The sequence below is a fragment of the Bradyrhizobium sp. 2S1 genome, assembly GCF_011516625.5.
Taxonomy (GTDB): domain Bacteria; phylum Pseudomonadota; class Alphaproteobacteria; order Rhizobiales; family Xanthobacteraceae; genus Bradyrhizobium; species Bradyrhizobium septentrionale.
This window is the reverse complement of the sequence record NZ_CP147717.1, coordinates 625,550-648,578: the sequence shown is the minus strand read 5'-3', so window position 1 is coordinate 648,578 and position 23,029 is coordinate 625,550. Positions and strand designations below refer to the sequence as shown.

Below are 23,029 nucleotides of genomic sequence, written 5' to 3'. Positions count from 1 at the left end.
ACCGAGTGCGGACAAGATGCCGGTCAATCAGCCGGCAAACATTGCGGAGGAACTCATGGGTACCAGCGTCAGCTTCAAGCGTCCGGACGGCAAGGAAGCGTCGGGCTATCTCGCCAATGCCGCGCGCGGCAACGCGCCGGGCGTCGTCGTGATCCAGGAATGGTGGGGCCTTCAGGACCAGATCAAGGGCATGTGCGACCGCTTCGCGCTGGCCGGCTTCGATGCGCTGGCGCCCGATCTCTACAAGGGCAAGGTGGTGCCGTATCACGACACCGACGCGGCCGGCAAAGAGATGAACTCGCTCGACTTCATGGATGCCACCACGCAGACCGTGCGCGGCGCCGCGCAATACCTTGCCAAGAGCGGCACCAAGGTCGGCCTGACCGGCTTCTGCCTCGGCGGCGCGGTGACCATCATCGGCGCCACCAAGATCCCGGAGCTGACGGCCGGTGTGGTGTTCTACGGCATTCCGCCGGAGCAGGCGGCCAAGCCGGCGGACGTCAAGATTCCGCTGCAGGGGCACTTTGCGACCAAGGACGACTGGTGCACGCCGGCGCTGGTCGATGGTTTTGAGAAAGCGATGAAGGCCGCCGGCAAATCGCTGGAGCTGTTCCGCTATGACGCCGAGCACGGTTTCGGCAACGAGCAGCGCCTGTCGGTGCACGACCGGCAGTGTGCAGAACTGGCCTGGGGCCGGGCGACGGAGTTTTTCAGGAAGCATCTGGGGTAGCGCGTTTGCGAAAACCACCGGCGTCGTCCCGGCCTAGTGCGCAATTGCGCACGGGGGCCGGGACCCATACGCCGCGGCAGTCGTGATTAGAGGAAGCTAGAGCATTTTCCGACCGGAATGAATCGGGTGGGGATTCCCAAAACGGCGCGAGTCAGATTCAAGCTGCATGCTGGCGAGGGAGGCCAGCATGTATGGCCAGGGCGCTTTCGGTTGATCTTCGTCAAAGGGTGATAGCCGCGATTGACGGTGGCATGTCCTGTCGACAGGCTGCTGAGCGCTTTGGTGTCAGCGCGGCCAGTGCGATCCGCTGGCGCGGTCGCCTCAAGGAAGTTGGCGACATCGTTCCTAAACGCCAGGGCGGTGACCGCAAATCGCAGCGCATCGAAGCGCATTCGCAATTGATTCTGGAGGCAGTGACAGCGAAGCCGGATATCACGCTCGCCGAGTTGCGAGAACTGTTGAAACGTCGTGGAATATCGACTGGCATCGCGTCGCTCTGGCGTTTTTTCCAGCGCAGAAAGATCACACTTAAAAAAAGACAGCGCACGCCGCCGAGCAACGGCGCGGCGATATAAATGCCGCGCGTGAGGAGTGGTTCGAAGGGCAAATCGATCTTGACCCTGAGCGTCTCGTCTTCATCGACGAAACCAGCGCCAACACCAAAATGGCGCGGCTTTACGGCCGCTCGCCACGCGGCGAGCGATGTCGTGCAGCTATCCCACACGGACATTGGAAGACGACGACATTCACCGCTGGATTGCGCTCCGACGGTCTGATCGCGCCGCTTGTTCTGGACGGTCCAATGGATGGCGACGCTTTCCTGGCCTACGTCGAGCAATTGCTCGCCCCATCGCTGCGGCCGGGCGATACCGTTATCATGGACAACTTGCCCGCTCACAAGGTCCATGGCGTTCGAGAGGCCATCCGGGCGGTCGGAGCAAGCCTGCTCTATCTTCCGCCCTACAGTCCAGACTTCAACCCGATCGAAATGGCCTTCTCTAAACTGAAAGCCCTGTTGCGGGCCGCCGCAGCGCGCACCATGCCCGATCTCTGGCAAGCAATCGCCAACGCTCTCAAGCGCTTCTCACCCGAGGAATGCCAAAATTATCTCGTCGCGGCTGGTTACGACGCAACGTGATCGGAAAATGCTCTAGGCGACGGCTTTGCCAAACAACTACGCCCTGTGGTTATGGGTCCCGGCCTTCGCCGGGACGACGGCGAGCCTTAACTCTCCGCCTTCACTCCGTCCCACCACGGGCAGGTCCCCGACATCAGCTTGAAATTGCCTTCCAGCACCTGCACCGGTGCGCGCTTGCCCTCGGCGGCGGCGCGCATGCGCATCTCGCGCGCAACGGCGCGGTTCTTGGCTGACAGCCAGACGCGCTCGTGGCCCCACAAGCTCGGACCATCAACCATCTCGAACGGCGTCCAGTTTGCTGGGTCGATCTCGCGGCCGCCCCAGCCGCACTCGACCATGAAGGCCGACGGCGACTTGGCGTAGAACGACGTCATCAAATCGTTGGTGTGACGGCCGAGCGTGACGTTGACGCGGTCTTCCTTCATCGCGACGTCGTAGGCCTGGCCGACATCGTCGAGCGAGAACAGCTCGACCATCAGATGGTGCATGCCGTTCGTCCCGGTCTCGATCAGCGCGAGCGAGTGGTGGCGAGCATTGACGTGGAAGAAATACGCGCGGAACGGTTTTTCGATGTAGTCGCTCAGGGCGAAGCCGAGCACGTCGACATAGAAGCTCATGACCGGCGCGATGTTCTCGACGGTCAGCACCGCGTGGCCGAGGCCGAGCGCGCCGGTGCGGAAGCCGGAGATCGAGCGCCCCGGCTTGAACGGCGTGTCGTCGATCTCCGGGCCGTGGAACGCTTCGAGCCGGTTGCCGGCCGGGTCCTGGAACGAGATCAGGCCGCGTACCCGCCTGGCATCGGCGAGCGCCTGCGGCTCGGCGGTCACGGCAACGCCGGCATGCTCCAGCCGCGCCGCCAGCGCGTCGAGCGTTGCGGCGTCCGCCACCTCCCAGCCGAAGAACCTGGTGCCTTCGCCCTGCGCGCGGTCGATCACAATGCGTTGCTTGCGGTCGTCCATCCGGAACGCGAGCAGCGAATTGCCGCGCTCGATTGCCTGCAGCCCGACCAGGCCGGTGCCGAATTGCCGCCAGTCGTCGAGCGCGTCGGAGCCGAAGCCGGCATATCCGAGACCCAAAATCGCCATCTGCGCCTCCGCCATCTGTCTGTTTTTTGGGCGGCCGATCGGCCGCCATTCCACAAATCCTACGCGGATTCCCCGCCGTGCGAACTGGAAAAAGGCCGTCCCGCCTTGGGGCAGGGGCAGGAGCAAGGGGACCGGCCATCCCTTGACACGGCCCGCGCCGGGTGGTGTGTAACGGCCATGCGCACCGTTGCCAGCCCATCCCGTCGTTGGTGGCCCACCTTCTCATAGGTGGCCGGTGCGATTTCATTTCCAAAAGTCGTCGAAGGTCGCCATCGCAGTGCGACGGCCCTTCGTTTGTCCTGTGTGGCGCTCTCTTCCCAAGTCTCGTAAGAGGATCACATGAACAGGACAGTCTTCTCCCTGCCGGCCAAGAGCGAATACCTGACCAATGGCGGCCTTGCCGTCGCACGCGTGGTCGAGCAGTTCACCGGCGGCGCCAACCGCCTCGACGATCTGATCGCGCTGTTGGACCGCCGCCGCGGCGTGGTGCTGTCCTCGGGCACGACCGTGCCGGGCCGCTACGAGAGGTTTGACCTCGGCTTCGCCGACCCGCCGCTGGTGCTGGAAACGTCGGGCACCGATTTCTCATTGCAGGCGCTGAACCCGCGCGGCGAGGTCTTGATCGCCTTCCTCGGCGACGTCCTGCGCGAGCCCTGCGTCGTGATCTCCGAGCGGAGCACAACGCGACTCGCCGGCCATATCATCCGTGGGGACGCGCCGGTCGAGGAAGACCAGCGCACCCGCCGCGCCAGCGTGATGTCGCTGGTGCGCGACATGGTGGCGGCGTTGTCATCCAATGCCGATCCGCTGCTCGGTCTGTTCGGCGCCTTCGCCTACGACCTCGTGTTCCAGATCGAGGATATCGTGCAGAAGCGCGCCCGCGAGGCCGACCAGCGCGACATCGTGCTCTACGTGCCGGATCGCCTGCTGGCCTACGACCGCGCCACCGGCCGCGGCGTGGCGCTGAACTACGAATTCTCCTGGAAGGGCAAATCCACCGCCGGCCAGTCGCACGAGACCGCGCCGAGCCTTTACGCCAAGGCCGGGCGGCAGGGCTTTGCCGATCACGCCCTGGGCGAATACCAGGCCACGGTCGAAGTCGCGCGTGCTGCGTTCGCCCGCGGTGACCTGTTCGAGGCGGTGCCCGGGCAACTGTTCGCCGAGCCCTGCGAGCGTTCGCCGGCGGAAGTGTTCCAGCGGCTCTGCCGCATCAACCCGTCGCCCTATGGCGCGCTGATGAATCTCGGCGACGGCGAATTCCTGGTCTCCGCCTCGCCGGAGATGTTCGTGCGCTCCGACGGCCGCCGGGTCGAGACCTGCCCGATCTCGGGTACAATCGCGCGCGGCTCGGACTCGATCGGCGATGCCGAGCAGATCCGCAAGCTCCTGAACTCGGAGAAGGACGAGTTCGAGCTCAACATGTGCACCGACGTCGACCGCAACGACAAGGCGCGCGTCTGCGTGCCCGGCACCATCAAGGTGCTGGCGCGGCGTCAGATCGAGACCTACTCAAAGCTGTTCCACACCGTCGATCACGTCGAGGGCATGCTGCGGCCTGGCTTTGACTCGCTCGACGCCTTCCTGACCCACGCCTGGGCCGTCACGGTGACCGGCGCGCCGAAATTGTGGGCGATGCAGTTCGTCGAGGACCACGAGCGCTCGCCGCGGCGCTGGTATGCCGGCGCGATCGGCTGCGTCAATTTCGACGGCAGCATCAACACCGGGCTCACCATCCGCACCATCCGCATGAAGGATGGTCTCGCCGAGGTGCGGGTCGGTGCGACCTGCCTGTTCGACTCGGACCCGGCCGCCGAGGACCGCGAGTGCCAGGTCAAGGCGGCGGCGCTGTTCCAGGCGCTGCGCGGCGATCCGCCGAAGCCGCTGTCCGACTTCGCGCCTGATGCCACAGGCTCCGGCAAGAACGTGCTTCTGATCGATCACGACGACAGCTTCGTGCACATGCTGGCCGATTATTTCCGCCAGGTCGGCGCCAACGTCACCGTGGTCAGGCATATCCATGCCCAGGACATGCTGAAGCAGCGGGGCTGGGACCTGCTGGTGCTGTCGCCCGGGCCGGGTCGCCCTGAGGATTTCGGCATCGCGAAAACCATCCGCACTGCGCTCGAGAAGAAGCTGCCGATCTTCGGCGTCTGCCTCGGCGTGCAGGCGATCGGCGAATACTTCGGCGGCCAGCTCGGCCAGCTCGGCCAGCCCGCGCATGGCCGTCCCTCGCGCGTCCAGGTGCGCGGCGGGCGGTTGATGCATAATCTGCCCAATGAGATCGTGATCGGCCGCTATCACTCGCTCTATGTCGAGCGCGACAGCGTGCCCGAGGTGCTGGCGGTGACCGCGACCACCGAGGACGGCGTCGCGATGGTGATCGAGCACAAGACCCTGCCGGTCGGTGGCGTGCAATTCCATCCGGAGTCGCTGATGTCGCTCGGCAATGAGGTGGGCCTGCGCATCGTCGAGAATGTATTCCGGCTTAATCCGCCGGCCAAATGAGGATTGCGAGACCAATGACCTTCGACCACGACATCAAGGCGACCGTTCGCAACATCCCGGACTACCCGAAGAAGGGCATCCTGTTTCACGACATCACGACGCTGCTCGCGGATGCCCGTGCCTTCCGCCGGGCGGTCGATGAACTGGTGCATCCCTGGGCGGGGGCGAAGGTCGACAAGGTCGCAGGCATCGAGGCCCGCGGCTTCATCCTCGGCGGCGCGGTGGCGCACCAGCTCTCGGCCGGCTTCGTGCCGATCCGCAAGAAGGGCAAGCTGCCGCACACCACGGTGCGGATCGCCTATTCGCTGGAATACGGCATCGACGAGATGGAGATGCATGCCGACGCCGTGCTGCCCGGCGAGCGCGTGATCCTGGTCGACGATCTGATCGCGACCGGCGGCACCGCGGAGGGCGCGGTGAAGCTGCTGCGCCAGATCGGCGCCAATGTGGTCGCCGCCTGCTTCATCATCGACCTGCCCGATCTCGGCGGCGCCGCAAAACTGCGCGCGATGGACGTCCCGGTGCGCACGCTGATGGCGTTCGAGGGGCATTAAGAGTCACCTCGCCCCGCTCTTCGCGGGGAGAGGTCGGCGCGAAGCGCCGGGTGAGGGGAGTCTCCGTGCACTCCAATCCCGATTGAATTTGCGGAGAAAGCCCCTCACCCCAACCCTCTCCCCGTAAGAACGGGGAGAGGGGGGCAGCTACATCCGCTGCAGCAGCATGCTCAGTTCGAGATCGCGGAAGGTGGTGTAGTTCTTCCGGATCCATTGATGCAGCTCGGTCGATGAGTCCCTCTCCTGGCGCAGATAGCCGGTGAAAGAGAAATTCAGCCGGTCGATATAGGTCTTCAGGAACACCGGCAGCGCACGGAAGCGCAGCACCCGGCTGGCGGTCATCACAGGCGGCAGCTCGCCACGCACCACGAACTCATTGTCGATGACGACGAGCCCGTTCGGCGGGATCTGGCCCTGGAGCATCTGGTAGCCGCGCACCGAGGCGCGGTCGGTATCCGCCACGTAGAGGATGACGGGCGCGACGCGGCGGCGCAGCGCCTCCTTCATCAGCCCGATCTGGTCGGCCATTTTGAAGAATTCGTCGAAGGCGTGGTAGCCGAGGTCGATCACCTTGGCGATGCCGTCATTGACGATGACGCGGTCCATCAGCTGCATCTTGCCGTAGGTGTCGATCACGTCGGCGGTTTCCATGATCCGCGGCAGATAATCGAGCAGTGACGGCTCCTTCAGATTGATGTCGAAGCAGACCACGTCGCCGTTCTTGAGCAGCAGGAATTCGCCGAGCAGCCGTGCGATCAGCGTCTTGCCGACCTGCGGGCGGGGCGAGCAGATGATGTAAACGGGCGTGGACGACATCGCCCGCTATATCAGGCCAAATTTTCGCCTAATCCAGCCCCATCGCCGCCCCGGGCGCGACTTTTTTCGCTGCCCCGGGCGCGATCTTTCGCTGCCCCTGGCGCGATCTTTCGCTGCCCCTGGCGCGACCTTTCGCTGCCTTGGACGCGACTATTTTTCGCCCTTGCCCGACTTGGCGCCGACCAGGTCGGTCAGCTTGATCCGGTCGAACTCGCTCCAGACATTGGCCAGCCAATGCCGGACATAGCCGCGCAGCACGAAGGAGTAGTTCGCGGCGTCGTCGTTGATGCCCTTGTTGGCGACGAATTTCAGGAACGGAACCGAGGAGACCTCGACCTGCTCATAGGCCATCTCGTTGAGCTTCGGGATGGTGAGGTCGACGGCATCCTTGATGCGGTGGAAGTAGGAATTGTAGGTCGCCTGGTCCCACTGGAAGAACTGGGTGTCGTTGATGAAGTTTTTCACCAGGAAATATTTCGCGCCGCTCATGAAGTTGGCGGTCTCGGCGATCTCGTCCAGCGAGGCGATCGAGGGTCCCAGGATATGGAACACGGCGAAGGTGATCTGGCCGGACCGCGCCGCGTCGAGGAAGCCGATGTCGCGCAGCGAGGCCAGCGCGGGCGACAACAGGCCGGCGCGGGCGACAACAGGCCGGCGCGGACGTCGATCACGGTGACCGAGGAACCGGCGTTGAGCGTATCGAAAATCTTCATCTGGTCCGCGGTCGTCGTCATGTCGACGATCTCGGTGATGTCGGGGTGGAAGCGCTTCAGCGTGCCGCGCGGCGACTCGGTGTCGAACGCCCGGGTCTGCACATTGTTGGCACTGAAATAGTCCAGGAGCGTCCGCGAGACGGTGGTCTTGCCGACCCCGCCCTTGTCGGCGCCCACCACGATCACAACCGGCTTTGCCATGGAAATCCCTTGAAGCGCGCTCCCGACCGCGATGGCGATCGGCAAGTCCCCACACTGCTTTGGGCGCGAACATGGCAGAAACGAGGGAGAATTCAATTCCTTAAGGTGCCCGCTATCGGTTTGGTGGGGATTTCCTTAATGGACTGAGTAAGCTAGTACCTACTGTTCTTAAAGCGTGAGTCGTGATTCAAGGTCGGGATGATACCCGAAGCAAGAGAAGTCCACCTTTCGAGGAAAGATCGCAAGGTGCTTGAGGCGTGTTGCCGCTCCCCGGTGACGTTGCAGCGCGATTTGAAGCGGGCGCGGATAGTTCTGTTGGCGGCGGATGGACGCAGCACTCGGTCGATCGCCAAGGAAGTTGGGGTCCAGCCGCGGATTGTCAGCCTTTGGCGGCATCGCTATGCCGACCAAGGCCTTGAAGGGCTGCAAGACAAGCCGCGACCGGGCAAGCAGCCAATCTATACGAAGGCCACCGACAAGCGGATTCTGAAGCTGCTGGACAAGCCGCCGCCGGACGGGTTCGCACGCTGGACCGGGCCCCTGCTGGCCGGGGCGCTGGGCGATGTTGACGTCCAATATGTCTGGCGGTTCCTGCGCAGCCACAAGATTGACCTCGCGGCTCGTAAGTCCTGGTGTGAGAGCAACGACCCGAACTTTACGGCCAAAGCCGCCGATGTTGTCGGCCTCTATGTCGCCCCGCCCGCGAAGGCCATTGTGCTGTGCGTGGACGAGAAGCCCTCGATCCAGGCTTTGGAGCGAGCGCAGGGTTATCTGAAGTTGCCCAATGGCCGCGCCTTGACCGGCCAGAGCCACGATTACAAGCGGCATGGCACCACAACATTGTTTGCGGCGCTCGAAGTCGCCACCGGAAAGATCATCGCGGCGCATTCAAAACGCCGACGCCGCGTCGAGTTTCTCGACTTCATGAACAGCGTCACCGCGGCTTTTCCGAACCGGAAGCTTCACGTCATCCTCGACAACCTCAACACCCACAAGAAGAACGAGCATTGGCTCAAGGCCCACCCCAACGTGCAATTTCATTTCACGCCGACAAGTGCGTCTTGGCTCAATCAGGTCGAGGTATGGTTTTCGATCTTGCAGGGGCAGTCGCTCAGCGGCACCTCCTTCACAAGCCTCACGCAGCTTCAGGAGCACATCGATGCCTACGTCAACGCATACAACGACAGAGCCGAGCCCTTCGTCTGGACCAAGAAAAAGGTCCGTCAACGCCGTTTCAAAGGCCGCCGTATCACTCAGCTCTGATTCTGGGTACTAGGGGCATGATCCGGAAAAGTGCGAAGCGGTTTTCCGAAGAGATCATGCCCAAATCAAAGAGCTGGCGGGATCAGCGGTGCCGGCCCCAAGGTCCCTGAAGAGGTCCCTGGAGCGGGCCCAATGGTCCCTGCGCGGGGCTGGCGCCCGGCAGGGCCGGCGGGTTGTTCGCCGGTGCCGGCGGCGTATCGCCCCACGGGCCGTGGGTGACCGGCGGCGGGTCGCCAGCCGCGGACGGCTCATCCTGCGTCTCCGTCTGTTCCGATGTCTCGTCCGGCAGCGCCGGCGGCCCGGGGTCGTGGCCGCCGGCATATTTCACCAGCGCATCGACCCGGGACTTCACCGACGGGTGGGTGGCGAACAGGTCGGCAAAACCCTCGCGCGGATTGTCGACGCAGAGTTCCATCACCGCCGAGGTGGCGTCGGGCAGCTCGCCGCGGTTCTCGATCTTGCGCAGCGCGGTGATCATCGCATCGGGATTCTTGGTCAGCTCGACCGAGCCGGCATCGGCCAAGAATTCGCGCGAGCGCGACAGCGCGAGCTTGACCACCTGCGACAGCAGCCAGGCCAGCACGATCAGCGCGACCGCGATGATGATCACGACGATCGCGCCGCCGCCCGAGCCCTTGCTGTCACGGTCAGAGGACGAAGATCGAGAGGATGACGAGGACGACCAGCCGCCTCCGCCGCCGCTCGAGTTCCACGACAGGTTCGTGAACAGGCGGAAGAACAGCTCGCCGAAGAAGCCGACCGCGCCGGCGATGATCACGGCGACCACCATCAGCTGCACGTCGCCGTTCTTGATATGGGTGAGCTCGTGGCCGAGCACTGCCTCGATCTCCTGGTCATCAAGCGCGTTCAGCAGACCCGTGGTGACGGTGATGGCGTATTGGCGCGGGTTCAATCCGGTCGCAAACGCATTCAGCGCCGGGCTGTCCATCACCTTCAGCTTCGGCATCGGGATGCCGCGCGAGATGCAGAGATTTTCCAGGAGATTATAGAGCCGCGGCTGTTGCTGCCGTGTCACGCTTTCGCCGCCGGTGACGGCGTCGATCATCCTCTGGTGGAAGAAATAGGCGATCACGATCCAGGCCACTGCAGCGATCGTCGCCCATGGGAAGGCGGAGACGAGATCGCGCGAGGCGTGGGTCAGGTAATAGTCGACCGAGCGGCCGCTATCGATCATCACTTCCGCAACCAGCGCGCCGGCATAGACCAGCACGTAGATCAGCAGGAAGAGCCCGCCAAGCAACAGCATCGAACGAAACTTGTTCGATGCGATATGCGTGTAGAGACCGTAGGCGGCCATGATGCGCTTCCGCTAACCACTGTCATTCCGGGGCGCGCGACACGCGCGAACCCGGAATCTCGAGATGAGTGTCCGTAACGAGATTCCGGGTTCGATGCTTCGCATCGCCCCGGAATGACAGGGAAAGCGGAGCGCGACCACGGCGGGAGCTGTCAGAACTTCACGCTCGGTGCCGCCTCGACCTCCGTGCGGCTCGCGCCGAGGTCGAAGAAATCCTTGCGGGTGAAGCCGAACATGCCGGCGAACAAGGCGGCCGGCATCTGCTGGATGCCGGCGTTGTATTCCTGGACCGCGTTGTTGAAGAAGCGGCGGCTGGCGGCGATCTTGTTCTCGAGATCGGAAAGCTCGGAGGCGAGCTGCTGGAAATTGGCGTTGGCCTTGAGGTCCGGATAGGCCTCCGACAGCGCGATCAGCGGGCCGAGCGCGCCGGAAAGCTGGTTCTCGGCCGCCGACACCTGGGACGGTCCCTGCGCCGACATCGCCGAATTGCGCGCCTTGATGACGTCATCGAGCGTGCCGCGCTCATGGGAGGCGTAGCCCTTCACGGTCTCGACCAGGTTCGGGATCAGGTCGTGGCGCTGCTTGAGCTGCACGTCGATGTCGGCAAAGGCCTGGCCGACCCGCTGGCTGAGCGCAACGAGGCGGTTGTAGGCGCCGAACGCAAACAGCACGAGAAGAACGATGACGCCGATAACGATCCAGCTGGTCGACATGACGAGGCGGCTCCTGATGGGACGAAACGGCGGCAGCGTAGCCCAAGATCGGGGCGCAGGGCAGCCCGCCGCGGAAAGGTGGGCAAGCGTTGGTCGGTGGCGGACGCGAATTGGTTCAACATCGTCGATGCCGTCGTCCCGGCGAAGGCCGGGACCCATACGCCGCGGCCCGCGGAAGCGGCACGTGGGGCGTCGGCTTCGCTTCACAACCGGGATCGGTGGTTATGGGTCCCGGCCTTCGCCGGGACGACGCAAGGATCTAGATTGCATCACCCCAGCGCCATCGCCGGGCGCTGGCGTAATCGGCCTTGGCGCGGCGGGGCACCTTCGTGACAACGACCCCATCGGGCGTGCAGAGCTTGGCCGCAATCTCGACCTTGCCGACGTCAGGCTGCGCCAGCACGCGGGACGGGCGCGCCGCGACCTTCGCGCGGCTCAGCGCGACATAGGCGAAACGCTCGTCCTCGAACGGCAGTTCGGCGCCTTTGACCTGCTTGTGCGCACGCGAGCGCTGCAGGCGCTGCGAGAAGTGGCACCAGTCCGGCGCCACCAGCGGGCAGCCGCCGTCATGCGGGCAGGGGGCTGCGACATGGGCACCGGCGGCGATCAAGCGTGCGCGGAGCGCGATGATCCGCGCGTAGCCCGCAGGTGTGCCGGGTTCGACGACCAGCAGCGTATCCCTGGTCTTGTCCCACATCGCATCGGTGAGCGCGGCGCGCTCGGCATCGCCGATCTCGTTGATCACGTAGCTTGCGATCACGAGGTCGGCTGTATCGGCATGCGTGACGTAGGTGCGCGCCTGTCCGAGCTCGTATCTGACGCCGCGCAGCCGGCTGCTCTTGCGGGTGAGGTCCAGTGCCAGTGTACGTAGGGCCTCATTGGCATCCAGCAGGGCGAAATCCTGGAGCGACGGGAATGTCTCAGCCGCGGCCCAGCTAGCCGTACCCGGCCCGGCGCCGACATCGAGCAGGCTTGTGGGCGCGAAGTCCGGTCGGATCTCGGTCAGCGCGTTGAGGCTCGCGACAACGGCCGCATAGGTCGCCGGCATCCGCGCCAGCGCGTAGGCCAGCGCATCGCTCTCGGACTTGATTGTGCCGCCCGAGCCGCCGCCGGCGCGATAGGTCTCGGAAATCGCGGCGGCGCGGCCGGCCGCCTCGTTGCGCGACAGGCCTTCGAGTTTGGCGTTGAGTGCCGTTCTGAGCTCGGCGGGGAGGTCGGGCGAGGTCATCGTCTGCCGTCATCCTGAGGTGCGAGCGTTTGCGAGCCTCGAAGGATGACGATCGCATATTGTGGCCTATCCTTCGAGACGCCGCGCGAACGCGCGGCTCCTCAAGATGACGCCAAGATACCCTACGCCACGTTCTGGTCGAGGATATCAACCGCGCCCTGCAGGTCGACCGAGACCAGCTGCGAGACGCCGCGCTCGGCCATGGTGACGCCGAACAGCCGGTTCATCCGCGCCATCGTGATCGGGTTGTGCGTGATGATGATGAAGCGCGTCTCGGTCGAAGCGGTCATCTCGTTCAGCAGGGTGCAGAACCGTTCGACGTTGTGGTCGTCGAGCGGCGCGTCGACTTCGTCCAGCACGCAGATCGGCGACGGGTTGGTGAGGAATACCGCGAAGATCAGCGCGAGCGCCGTCAGCGCCTGCTCGCCGCCCGACAGCAGCGACAGCGTCTGCGGCTTCTTGCCGGGCGGCTTGGCGATGATCTCGAGACCGGCTTCGAGCGGATCGTCGCTCTCGATCAGATGCAGCGCCGCCTCGCCGCCGCCGAACAGCTCGGTGAACAGCCGCTTGAAGTGAGCGTTCACGGTCTCGAACGAGGTCAGCAGGCGCTCGCGCGCTTCGCGGTTGAGGCTCTGGATGCCCTGCCGCAGCCGCTTGATCGCCTCGACCAGGTCGTCGCGCTCGGTGGTCAGCGCGGTGTGCTGCGTCTCGACTTCCTTTAATTCTTCCTCGGCGCGCAAATTGACGGCGCCGAGCCGCTCGCGGTCGCGGCGCAGCTTTTCGAGCTCCTCCTCGACCTGCGCGACCGGCGGCAGCTCCGCGCCGGGCTCGATCTCGGCCATGCCGACGACCGCGCTCGGCTCGACCTCGAGCATGTCATGGATCTCGCGCTCGATGTCGGCGAGGCGGCGGCGGGTGCCTTCCATGCGCTCTTCGGCGCGCGCGGTGGCTTCACGGGATGACGACAGCGCTTCGAGCGAGGCCTTGGCGAGGCGATCGGTTTCCGCCATCGCGGCCTCCGCGGTCGCCAGCGCATCGGCGGCGATCTGGCGATCACCCTCGCCGTGCTCGATCTCCGTGATCAGCGCGCTGCGCTTCTCGGCGAACACTTCCGGCGCGTTGGCGAGTTCCTCGCGCTCGATCGACACCTCGGCGATGCGCGCCTCGATGGTCTCGACCTGCGAGGAGGCGCTGGTCTTGCGGTTCTGCCATTCGTTGCGCTCGGCAAGGATCGCCTGCACGCGGCGGTCGGCGAGCTCGGCCTCGCGGGCGAGCGCCTGCGCCTCGGCGCGAACTTGCGCAGCGGCACGGCGATGATTGTCGATCTCGGAACGAACGGCGGCGAGCTGGGCCTCGGTCTCGACGCCCGGCGGCAGTTCGGCGAGCGCCGCAGCGGCGCTCTCATGCGAGGCTTCGGCCTCGGCGCGGTCGGCGGCGACGCGGCTGTGCGCCTCGGTCAGTGCCGATTTGCGCGCGGCATGGCGGTTGATCTCGCGCTCGGTCGCGGCGTGACGCTCGCGCGCGGCATCGGTCTCGCGGCGGGCGGCACGCACGGCCTCGCGCGAGGCGCCTTCGGCGGCGGATGCCGAGCGCAGTTCTTCTTCGGCGGTCTCCAGCGCCTGGCGCTTGGCGGCGGCATCGATGCGGGCCTGTTCCAGCTCGTGCTCGATATCGACCAAGCGGGCGCGTTCGGCGAGACGGCGCGCCGCGCCGGTCGGGGCATGCGCGTCGGCGACGAAGCCGTCCCAGCGCCAGACGTCGCCTTCGAGCGACACCAGCCGCTGGCCGGTCTTGAGCTGCGACACCAGTGCGGCGCCGCGGTCCTTCGCCACCACGCCGATCTGGGCGAGACGGCGCGCCAGTTCCGGCGGCGCCTGCACGTGATCGGCCAGCCGCTCGACGCCGTCGGGCAGGGCAGGGTCGCCGGCGGCTTCACCGACATTGGTCCAGCGCATCGGCGCGGACGAATCCACGGGCGCGTCGAGGTCGTCGCCAAGCACGGCGCCGATCGCCTTCTCATAGCCCTTGGCGACGGTGATGCCGTCGATGATCGGCGGCCACAGATTCTTGGTCTCGCTGGTGACGAGCTTGGAGATGGTACGGGCTTCGGTCTCAAGCCGCTGCACGCGCTTCTCGGCTTCGGCAAGCGGATTGCGGGAGGCTTCCAGCGTTTGCCGCGCGGCAGCGTGATGCGCCTCGCTGGATTGCACCGCGGCCTCGGATTCGGCGAGCGCCTGCTGCGCCATCTCCATGGCGGCGGCGAGCGCGTCGATGTCGCCGAGATTGCCGGTCTCCTGCGCGAGCTTGGTTTCCTCGGCCTGGACGTTGGCGATTTCGTGATCGAGCCGCGCCAAGCGGTCGCGATGCGTGCGGACGCCGGCCTCGAGCTGGTTGCGCTTGGCGGTGAGGTCGGCGAGCTGCGTGGTCAGCTCGGAGAACTGGCGCTCGGTCGCAGCCAGGATCTCCTCGGCCTCGGAGACGCGCTCGTCGACGCCAGAGCGCTTCTCGACCCGCGACTTGATCTCTTCCTTCAGCTCGGCGTCTTCGGTGTCGAGCCGCTGCAATGCGACGTCGGCATCCGAGGTCTGCTGCTGCTCGCGCGCGATGTCCTGGGCGAACTGGGTGAGACGCCGATCGAGCTCGCCGACGCGCTCCTTGGCGCGCTGCTCCTCGCGGTCGAGCATCTCGCGCGCATTGGTCAGGCGCTGCAGGCCGGCGGCGGCGCGAGCCTCGGCATCGCGCAGCGCCGGCAATTCGGCGGCGCGGATCGCCTGGATGCGGGCGGATTCGGCCTGCTCGCGGGTGCGCTCGGCCATCTCGCGCACGGACAGATCATGGTTATGCGCGGCGTCGTTGACGTCGGCATTGGCCTCGATCCAGCGCAGATGGAACAGCATGGCCTCGGACTTGCGCACCTTGGCCGCGACCTCGCGGTAGCGGATCGCCTGGCGCGCCTGCTTCTTCAGGCCTTCCATCTGGCCGCTGAGCTGGCCGATCACGTCCTCGACGCGGGTGAGGTTGGTTTCGGCCGCCTTGAGCCGCAGTTCCGCCTCGTGACGGCGGGCATGCAGGCCGGCGACGCCGGCGGCGTCTTCCAGCACGCGGCGGCGCTGCTCGGGCTTGGCCTGGATGATCTCGCCGATCTTGCCCTGGTGGACCAGCGCCGGCGAACGCGCGCCGGTGGCGGCGTCGGCGAACAGGATCTGCACGTCGCGGGCACGCACGTCGCGGCCGTTGATGCGGTAGACCGAGCCGGCCTCGCGCTCGATGCGGCGGGAGATTTCGAGCAGCTGGCTGTCGTTCACCGCGGCCGGCGCCGAGCGATCGGAATTGTCGATCGTCATCACGACTTCGGCGTGATTGCGCGCCGGACGGTTGCCGGAACCGGCGAAGATCACCGCATCCATGTCGGCCGCGCGCAGCGACTTGTGCGAGGTCTCGCCCATCGCCCAGCGCAGCGCTTCGACGAGATTGGATTTGCCGCAGCCGTTCGGTCCGACGACGCCGGTCAGGCCCGGCTCGATCATGAAATCGGTGGGTTCAACGAACGACTTGAAACCGTGCAGGCGGAGGCGCGTGAGCTTCATGTACACAAATCTCGTTTGGCCGGGCGCGAATCTCCCTGCCATGACAGTACCATGGAAGGCAATGTCGTGTTTGGGGCGAATAGCTGCGTGCAGCTCTCATGAGTGGCGACAATGGCGATGCCCGCGCGTCAGGGCAACCGCTTGACCTAGCTTTTCCCAAGGGATTTGCAGGGTTTTATGACCTCTGCATGTCCTGGAAGATTCGCATCACGCGAATCAGGTTTTCAACAAGCAAATATTGCGACGGCTGCGCGCCGTGATCGCAAATCATCCACAATTATCGTGCCCGGCGCGTGATGCGGGCACGAACGACGTCAGGTTTGTCGACTCGCGATCAGCTCTTCAGCAGCGGATCGATGCGCTTGCTGAACTCCTCGAACGAGGTCTCGCCCTTCACCATCTCGCCATTGACGAAGAAGGTCGGCGTCGAGTTCACCTTCAGCACTTCGTTGGCGTATTTCTGGTCGGCGGCGATCTTGTCGAGCAGCTTCTGATCCTTCAGGCAGTCCTCGACCTGCTGCTGGCTGAGGCCGGCCTGCTTGCCGATCCGCGTCAGCGTCTCGGTGGTGTTCTTGACCACCCAGTCGTTCTGTTGGCGGAACAGCAGGTCGATCACGGCGAAGAACTTCGGCGCGTCATCCTTGGCGATGCAGCGCGCCAGCATCGAGCCGGCGGCGGCCTTGATGTCGAGCGGGAATTCGCGGAACACGTAGCGGACCTTGCCGGAGTCGATGTAGGTCGACTTGATCTTCGGGAACACGGTCTCGTTGAAATTGGCGCAATGCGGGCAGGTCATCGAGGCGTATTCGACGATCGTGACCTTGGCGTCCTGCGGGCCCAGCCCCATGTCCGGCAGCGACTGCGGCTTGGCGACCTCGGCAGCGGACTGCGCGAACGCCTCCGTGATCAGGCGCAGCGGCGACAGGCCGGCGAGGGCGGCGAGCCCGGTCAGCGAGAGAGCGGTGGTGAAAGCGCGGCGCGTGATGATCAAGGTCAGCTCCCGGATTGGCGCATTCACGCCAGCATGAAGGGGTCCCGAAAAGAAGCCTTCGCTAGCTTGAAACGACCATTGTGGCAATGCCGGGGTCTCGCGGCCGACCCCGCGAAAAGCGTCAATTTCGCTTGATCGTGGCACCCAGCCGGGCCAGCGCCGCGCGCAGATCATCGTCCTCGACGGCGGCGAGGTTTGCCGCCTCTCGGGCCACGGTTTTGGGGTCGGGCGGGCGCGGCCGCGCCGGGCGGCTGCGACGCGAGAGGGGCGCCTGCCGGATGGTCAGGCGGCCGACCGCATGCCAGCCGAAGAAGCGGTTCACCCGTTCCAGGATGACATCGGAGGAATGCTGGATCTCCAGCGCCATCGGTCCTTCGACCCGCAGCACCAGCGTCGCCGGCTCCTGCGGCTGCCCCTCCACCGGCCGCGGCCACTGCATCTTCAGCGGCTCGCAATAGGCCGCGATCCGCTCGCCCGCGATTTCGGTCCAGCGCGTCACCAATTCGCGCGCGGCAAAGCCCTGCTTGGCATAGGCTTCGGTGAAGACGTCGCTGAGCAGGATCGACAGGGGTTTTGCACTGATCGGACCGGGTTTTGCCATGGGAGGGGTTATAGCACGGGTGCCCGGCCGCTATCAGGCCGCCGCGCGCGGCCGGATGGTCTTGAGATCGCGGTCAATCTCTCGGCGCCGTTGCATCAGGTCATAATCCATCTGCAATCCGAGAAAGAACCCCTCCGAAACGCCAAAATAGCGCGCGAGCCGCAGATCGGTATCAGCCGTGATGTCGCGCTTGCCGAGCACGATCTCGTTGATGCGACGGGGAGCCACATGAACGGCCCGCGCCAGGCCGTTCTGACTGAGGCCCATCGGCGTCAGGAACTCCTCAAGCAGGACTTCGCCGGGGTGGGGGTTGCGGAGCAGTCCGCCTTTAGTCGTGGTAGTCGACGATTTCGACATGTGCCGGTCCTCCCTCATCCCAAACGAAACATATCCGCCACTGATCATTGATACGGATCGAGTGCTGGCCCAACCGATCAGCCTTGAGCGCCTCCAGGCGATTGCCCGGGGAACGCGCAGGTCGTTCAGTATCCTGGCCTGATTCAGCAGACGAAGTTTTCTGAGTGCAACGTTCTGGATATCGGACGGCAATCTCTTGCTGCGCCGCCCGGACCAGATCAATGCTGTCTCAGGATCGGCAAAGCCCTAAATCATAGCATCCTATAACGCGATGCGTCATAGGATGCAATTACGACCCGATCCTTGCAGGGGAACACGTGTCCGTATCGCGAGCAGCCAAGCAGAAGATTGCGTCTCCCGACAGCGCCGACCGCCCGGCACGGCTGCTGGCCTGGTATGACCGGCATTGCCGCAAGCTGCCGTGGCGCACGGCGGCAGGGGAGCAGGCTGATCCATACCGTGTGTGGCTGTCGGAGATCATGCTGCAGCAGACCACGGTGCGGGCGGTCGGACCTTATTTCGAAAAGTTCCTGTCGCGCTGGCCTGATGTGACGGCGCTCGGCCGCGCCTCGCTCGACGACGTCCTGAGGATGTGGGCCGGGCTCGGCTATTATTCGCGCGCGCGCAACCTGCATGCCTGCGCGGTCGCGGTGCTCAATGACCATGGTGGGGTGTTTCCGGACACCGAGGACGGCCTGCGCGCGCTGCCCGGCGTCGGGCCCTACACCGCCGCGGCGATCGCCGCGATCGCGTTCGACCGCCGCACCATGCCGGTGGACGGCAACATCGAGCGCGTGGTCACGCGGCTCTACGCCATCGAGGCGGCGCTGCCGCAGGCCAAGCCGCTGATCCAGCAAATGGCCGCGACGCTGCTTGGCCCGTCCCGCGCGGGTGACAGCGCGCAGGCCCTGATGGACCTCGGTGCCACGATCTGCACGCCGAAGAAGCCGGCCTGTGCGCTGTGTCCCCTGAACGACGATTGCGCGGCCCGCGTCCGCGGCGACCAGGAAACCTTCCCGCGCAAGGCGCCGAAGAAGAGTGGCACCTTGCGCCGCGGCGCCGCCTTCGTGGTGACGCGCGGCGGCGAACTCCTGGTGCGCTCGCGCCCCGAAAAGGGCCTGCTCGGCGGCATGACCGAAGTGCCGGGATCGCAATGGCTTGCCGGGCAGGAGGATGCGGCCGCGCTCGCGCAGGCGCCGGAACTCAAGGGCGTCACGCGCTGGCACCGCAAGGCCGGAATCGTCAACCACGTGTTCACGCACTTTCCGCTCGAGCTCGTGGTCTACACCGCCAGCGTTCCGCCGCGCGCCCGCGCGCCGGAGGGCATGCGCTGGGTGCCGGTCGCGACCCTGGATGGCGAGGCGTTCCCCAATGTGATGCGCAAGGTCATCGCGCACGGGCTGGATCTCTAGAAGGTGACGGCCTGCTGACACCACGCTGGCAGCAGCGCTTCGTTATCACCTCCGTCAAACCGGAGGCCGCCATGATCGCAACCGCGCTCGACCGCATCCCGATGCCGCCAGTCGCAAAGCTGCTGGGATGGCGCGTGGTTGATGCACGCCCGCAGGAGGGCTGGATCAGGATCGTGTTCGACGGCAAGCAGGAGTTCTGCAATCCGGCCGGCTTCATCCAGGGCGGTATGCTCTCGGCGATGCTCGACGACACGATGGGACCTGCGGTGTTCGTGATGACCGAGGGCAGGCTGTTCACCACCACCATCACGATGAATGTGAATTTCCTGGCGCCCGCAAAGCCCGGGCCGATCACCGGCGAGGCCACCGTGACGCAGCTCGGCAAAACCATCGCCTTCGTCGAGGGCCGGCTGACTGCCGCCGACGGCACGCTGCTCGCTACGGCGACGAGCAGCATCCGCCTGGTGGAGGCGGCGCGGGCGCTGCGGTAGCGCCGCGCGCACCACTGTTGGAGCCGTCACCCTGAGGTGCGAGCAGAGCGAGCCTCGAAGGGTCGACGGCCACTGGCGTTCCGCGCTCTCCAGCGACAACGGCAAAGCCGTTGCGCGGGCATGACGGGGATAGGCCTCGCGTTCAGCCCGTCCGCTGCACGATCGGCGGCTTGGCGTTCAGCCCTTCGACCTGGAAGCCGGCGACGCGCTTGTAGTTGGCGGCGATGTCTTCCAGCTCCTGCTGCGACAGCACGTCGGTGACGACCTTGAAGCCATCGGGCGCGCGCTCCTCGACCAGCTGCATCACCTGCTCCGGCCCGTTGCGGCGGTTCAGCATTACGAGATCCGTTGTCGCCGGCCGCCGCTCGGCCTCATAGGCACTGAGCGCAGCCTGCGTCGCGCCATGCGCCAAAATCTCGCGCGTCAGCACGCGCGCATCCAAAATCGCCTGCGACGCGCCATTGGAGCCGATCGGGTACATCGGATGCGCGGCGTCGCCCATCAGCGTGACGCGGCCGAAGGTCCATTGCGCGATCGGATCGCGGTCGACCAGCGGATATTCATAGGCGTGCGGGCAGTTGCGGATCAGGCCCGGCGCGTCGAGCCAGTCGAAATTCCAGCTCTCGAACCACGGCAGGAACTCATCGAGCTTGGCGGTGCGGTTATAATCCTCGCGGCGCCACTGATAGGTCGGCGGCATGTGCCGCTCGGCGACCCAGTTGATGTCGAACTTGCCGTCGGCGCCGGCCTGCTTCGAGATCGGGTAGCAGACGAATTTCAGGATCTCGTGGCCGGCCATGATCATGGTGCGGCCGGTCAGGAAAGCGTCGCCGCGGGTGATGCCGCGCCACAGGATGCGGCCGTTCCAGATCGGCGGTCCTTCCTGCGGATAGAGCTTTTCGCGCACCGCCGAATGGATGCCGTCGGCGGCGATCAGCACCGCGCCGTCGAAGCTGCCGGCGGGCTTGCCGGTGGCGCGGTCGATGAAATCGGCGCGCACGCCATCCGCGGTCTCGGTCCAGCCGGTGAGGTGATGGCTGGTCAGGATGTTTTCACGTCCCAGCCGTTCGGTCGCGGCGTCGAGCAGCAACTGTTGCAGCCGGCCGCGATGGATCGAGAATTGCGGCCATTTGTAGCCGGCCTCGAGCCCGCGCGGCTCGCTCCAGATCGGCTTGCCGTGCTTGGAGAAATAGGCGAGCTCGCGGGTCCGCACCGCCGATGCGTCGAGCACGTCGTGCAGGCCGAGCTCGATCAATTCGCGCACCGCATGCGGCAGCACGTTGATGCCGACGCCGAGCGGCCGCAGTTCGGGCACGCTCTCGAACACGCGACAGGGAACGCCGATCTGGTGCAGGCTGAGCGCCAAGGTCAGCCCGCCAATTCCGCCACCTGCAATGAGGACAGTCATGAAAATCCCCTCTCGATCGGCATGGTCATCGCACGGCGGCCCCGCTGCGGGCAAGCTCCGCGGTACCGCGGGGTGGACGGCAGGGGGAGGTGCCGCTAACGTCCGCCGCATCTGATAAAAAGGGCCGGGTTCAGAGCGAACCGACAAGGCCCGGAGAGGACATCGACATGCTCAAGCTCTATTTCGCGCCCGGCACCTGCGCGCTCGCCTCCCACATCGCCCTGGCCGAGGCCGGCGCGCCCTACACGACCGAGAAGCTCGACTTCAAGATCAACCAGCAGAACAGCCCGGAGTATCTCAAGATCAATCCGAAGGGCCGGGTGCCGACGCTCGTCACAGAGCGCGGCGTGTTGACCGAGACGCCGGCGATGCTCGCCTACATCGCGCAGACTTATCCGCAGGCGAAGCTCGCGCCGCTCGACGACGCCTTCGAGTTCGCGAAGCTCCAGTCCTTCAATTCCTATCTCTGCTCGACGGTGCATATCTGCCACGCCCACAAGATGCGCGGTGCGCGCTGGGCGACGCAGGAGACTTCGTTCGCCGACATGAAGGCGATGATCCCGAAGACCATGGGCGCCTGCTTCAATTTGATCGAGCGCGACATGCTGAAGGGCCCGTGGGTGATGGGCGAGAACTACAGTGTCGGCGACGCCTATCTCTACACGCTGACCCTCTGGCTCGATGGCGACGGCGTCGACATCGCGACCCTGCCCAAGGTGAAGGCGCATCGCGCCGCAATGGAGAGCCGCCCGGCGGTGCAGAAGGTGCTCGCCGAGCAGAAGGCATAGGGCCAAAAATTCGGTGTCGTCCCGGCTTCCGCCGGGACGACGCGGGGAATCAGCGGGCGCTTACCCCGCCCTCCCTTTCTCCAACTCCCGTCCCGTCTCCAGCATCAGCCTCCGCAGCCACAGCGAGCCCGGGTCCATTTGGGCCCGCGTCGGATAGAACATGTGCTGCTCGTCGATCCCGGGATCGAGCGGCGGCGTCACCGTCACCAGCGACAATTGTTTCGACAGCGCGGCGATCAGCCGGCGCGGCACGAAGGCGACGAGGTCGGTGCGCGCGGTGACGTGCAGCGCCTCGATATAGCCCGGCACCACCAGTGCGATCCGCCGCTCGATGCCCTTGGCGCGCAGCCAGGTGTCGATCAGATCCTCATTCTGGCCGCGGATGATCACGGCGACATGCCGCGCGGCGAGAAACGTCTCGCGCTTATTCAATTTGGTGCCGGCGGGATGGCCGCGCCGCACCGCGAGCGCATCGCTGTCGGTGTAGAGCCGCTGGCGGTGAAAGCCTTTGAAGGCGTCGCCGATCGAGATCACGAGATCGATGGTGCGGGCGAACTCCGGCGTGAAGATCGCAGGTCCCCGCCACGGCACCACATCGATCGTGACGTTCGGCGCCAGCCGGGTCACCTTCTCCATCAGCGGCGGCATCAAGAGCTCGACCGCGAGGTCGGGCATCATCAGGCGGAAATGCCGTTCGCTGCGCGCCGCGTCGAAATCGTCGGAGACGAACAGCGTGCGCACCTGGTCGAGCGCCTGTGCCAGCGGCGAACGCAGCGCCTGCGCCCGCGGCGTGAGCTCCATCCGCGCGCCGTTGCGCACCAGGAGCGGATCGCCGATCAGGTCGCGCAGCCGCTGCAGCGCGTGGCTGGTCGCCGGCTGCGACAAATTGAGCCGCATCGCTGCACGGCTGACATTGGCTTCGCGCAGCAGCGCGTCGAGCGCGACCAGGAGATTGAGGTCCAGCGAATTCAAATTCATCAGGTGAATATACATCATAGCAGCTATCGATTGGAAGAATGCGCGCCGGTGCCGCAGGATGGGAAGCAAGCGTTTTCGAGCGAAGTGGGTACCGGTTCGCGTGAAGAAAACGCGTCAAATCAGAGCAACCCATCGCAAGGAGACGCGCCATA

At 65.4% G+C, this 23,029-nt stretch carries 19 protein-coding genes and 2 pseudogenes; 8 read left to right on the top strand and 13 right to left on the bottom strand.

From position 1 onward, the window contains the following. The first annotated feature begins 55 nt into the window (after positions 1-55). Together HAP54_RS03105 and HAP54_RS03100 are read left to right on the top strand one after the other, a co-directional pair. Positions 56-730, top strand: a complete 675-nt coding sequence (locus HAP54_RS03105) for a dienelactone hydrolase family protein (RefSeq protein ID WP_166298722.1) — start codon at positions 56-58, stop codon at positions 728-730. 191 nt (positions 731-921) lie between these two features. Further along, positions 922-1,868, top strand: a protein-coding gene (locus HAP54_RS03100) for an IS630 family transposase (protein ID WP_166293531.1) whose coding sequence is annotated in 2 segments (ribosomal slippage) — positions 922-1,261 and positions 1,261-1,868 — 948 coding nt in all. Because the reading frame shifts where the segments join, the coding sequence is not laid out codon by codon here. Positions 1,869-1,954: 86 nt separating this feature from the next. Here the strand turns inward: HAP54_RS03100 and HAP54_RS03095 are convergent. Next, a complete protein-coding gene (locus HAP54_RS03095; protein ID WP_224741398.1) occupies positions 1,955-2,953 on the bottom strand; it encodes a VOC family protein in 999 nt (332 codons plus the stop codon). A gap of 339 nt (positions 2,954-3,292) precedes the next feature. On the opposite strand from HAP54_RS03095, the gene HAP54_RS03090 reads away from it, so the two are divergent. Beyond that, entirely contained in the window at positions 3,293-5,458 is a 2,166-nt protein-coding gene (locus tag HAP54_RS03090; RefSeq protein WP_166298720.1) for an anthranilate synthase component I, read from the top strand. Positions 5,459-5,472: 14 nt separating this feature from the next. Continuing rightward, positions 5,473-6,012, top strand: coding sequence for an adenine phosphoribosyltransferase (locus HAP54_RS03085; protein ID WP_029083721.1), 540 nt, complete (start codon positions 5,473-5,475; stop codon positions 6,010-6,012). A 147-nt stretch (positions 6,013-6,159) separates the two neighbouring features. On the opposite strand, the gene HAP54_RS03080 is transcribed toward HAP54_RS03085, so the two are convergent. Beyond that, the gene (locus tag HAP54_RS03080) at positions 6,160-6,828 is read right to left on the bottom strand and encodes a hypothetical protein (RefSeq protein WP_166298719.1); all 669 of its coding nucleotides are present in this window, start codon (positions 6,826-6,828) and stop codon (positions 6,160-6,162) included. Positions 6,829-6,978: 150 nt separating this feature from the next. Then, positions 6,979-7,742: pseudogene (locus HAP54_RS03075) on the bottom strand (hypothetical protein). A gap of 198 nt (positions 7,743-7,940) precedes the next feature. On the opposite strand from HAP54_RS03075, the gene HAP54_RS03070 reads away from it, so the two are divergent. After that, positions 7,941-9,005 (top strand): IS630 family transposase, encoded by a 1,065-nt coding sequence (locus HAP54_RS03070; RefSeq protein ID WP_166204319.1) that lies wholly within the window; start codon positions 7,941-7,943, stop codon positions 9,003-9,005. Positions 9,006-9,087: 82 nt separating this feature from the next. Here the strand turns inward: HAP54_RS03070 and HAP54_RS03065 are convergent, their stop codons facing one another. The 8 genes and pseudogenes from HAP54_RS03065 to HAP54_RS03030 all read right to left on the bottom strand — a co-directional run bounded on the left by HAP54_RS03065 (position 9,088) and on the right by HAP54_RS03030 (position 18,022). Beyond that, positions 9,088-10,323 carry a M48 family metallopeptidase gene (locus HAP54_RS03065; protein ID WP_166298718.1) on the bottom strand — a complete coding sequence of 412 codons (1,236 nt, stop codon included), beginning with the start codon at positions 10,321-10,323 and terminating at the stop codon, positions 9,088-9,090. Positions 10,324-10,475: 152 nt separating this feature from the next. Then, on the bottom strand, positions 10,476-11,036 hold the full coding sequence (locus HAP54_RS03060) for a LemA family protein (RefSeq protein ID WP_166298717.1): 561 nt from the start codon (positions 11,034-11,036) through the stop codon (positions 10,476-10,478). Between the two features lie 259 nt (positions 11,037-11,295). Beyond that, positions 11,296-12,264, bottom strand: coding sequence for a small ribosomal subunit Rsm22 family protein (locus HAP54_RS03055; RefSeq protein WP_166298716.1), 969 nt, complete (start codon positions 12,262-12,264; stop codon positions 11,296-11,298). Between the two features lie 122 nt (positions 12,265-12,386). Further along, positions 12,387-15,851 carry a chromosome segregation protein SMC gene (gene smc, locus HAP54_RS03050; RefSeq protein ID WP_166298715.1) on the bottom strand — a complete coding sequence of 1,155 codons (3,465 nt, stop codon included), beginning with the start codon at positions 15,849-15,851 and terminating at the stop codon, positions 12,387-12,389. A gap of 334 nt (positions 15,852-16,185) precedes the next feature. Continuing rightward, the gene (locus HAP54_RS03045) at positions 16,186-16,842 is read right to left on the bottom strand and encodes a DsbA family protein (RefSeq protein ID WP_166298714.1); all 657 of its coding nucleotides are present in this window, start codon (positions 16,840-16,842) and stop codon (positions 16,186-16,188) included. Between the two features lie 121 nt (positions 16,843-16,963). After that, positions 16,964-17,443, bottom strand: coding sequence for a DUF721 domain-containing protein (locus tag HAP54_RS03040; protein WP_166298713.1), 480 nt, complete (start codon positions 17,441-17,443; stop codon positions 16,964-16,966). 33 nt (positions 17,444-17,476) lie between these two features. Next, entirely contained in the window at positions 17,477-17,800 is a 324-nt protein-coding gene (locus HAP54_RS03035; RefSeq protein WP_166298712.1) for a HigA family addiction module antitoxin, read from the bottom strand. Then, positions 17,772-18,022 (bottom strand): annotated as a pseudogene (locus HAP54_RS03030) (type II toxin-antitoxin system RelE/ParE family toxin). The gene HAP54_RS03035 and the pseudogene HAP54_RS03030 overlap by 29 nt, the downstream one beginning before the upstream one ends. Before the next feature lie 95 nt (positions 18,023-18,117). Here HAP54_RS03030 and mutY point away from each other — a divergent pair. Both mutY and HAP54_RS03020 read left to right on the top strand, forming a co-directional pair. Next, positions 18,118-19,212 carry an A/G-specific adenine glycosylase gene (gene mutY, locus HAP54_RS03025; protein WP_166298711.1) on the top strand — a complete coding sequence of 365 codons (1,095 nt, stop codon included), beginning with the start codon at positions 18,118-18,120 and terminating at the stop codon, positions 19,210-19,212. Positions 19,213-19,283: 71 nt separating this feature from the next. Next, positions 19,284-19,703, top strand: a complete 420-nt coding sequence (locus tag HAP54_RS03020; protein WP_166298710.1) for a PaaI family thioesterase — start codon at positions 19,284-19,286, stop codon at positions 19,701-19,703. Between the two features lie 142 nt (positions 19,704-19,845). On the opposite strand, the gene HAP54_RS03015 is transcribed toward HAP54_RS03020, so the two are convergent. Continuing rightward, positions 19,846-21,111, bottom strand: coding sequence for a flavin-dependent oxidoreductase (locus HAP54_RS03015; protein WP_166298709.1), 1,266 nt, complete (start codon positions 21,109-21,111; stop codon positions 19,846-19,848). 167 nt (positions 21,112-21,278) lie between these two features. Here HAP54_RS03015 and HAP54_RS03010 point away from each other — a divergent pair, with 167 nt between their 5' ends. Next, positions 21,279-21,899 (top strand): glutathione S-transferase family protein, encoded by a 621-nt coding sequence (locus HAP54_RS03010; protein WP_166298708.1) that lies wholly within the window; start codon positions 21,279-21,281, stop codon positions 21,897-21,899. A gap of 60 nt (positions 21,900-21,959) precedes the next feature. On the opposite strand, the gene HAP54_RS03005 is transcribed toward HAP54_RS03010, so the two are convergent. Further along, positions 21,960-22,877: a LysR family transcriptional regulator gene (locus HAP54_RS03005; protein ID WP_166307345.1), complete on the bottom strand. Its 918-nt coding sequence runs from the start codon at positions 22,875-22,877 to the stop codon at positions 21,960-21,962. Positions 22,878-23,029: the final 152 nt, after the last annotated feature.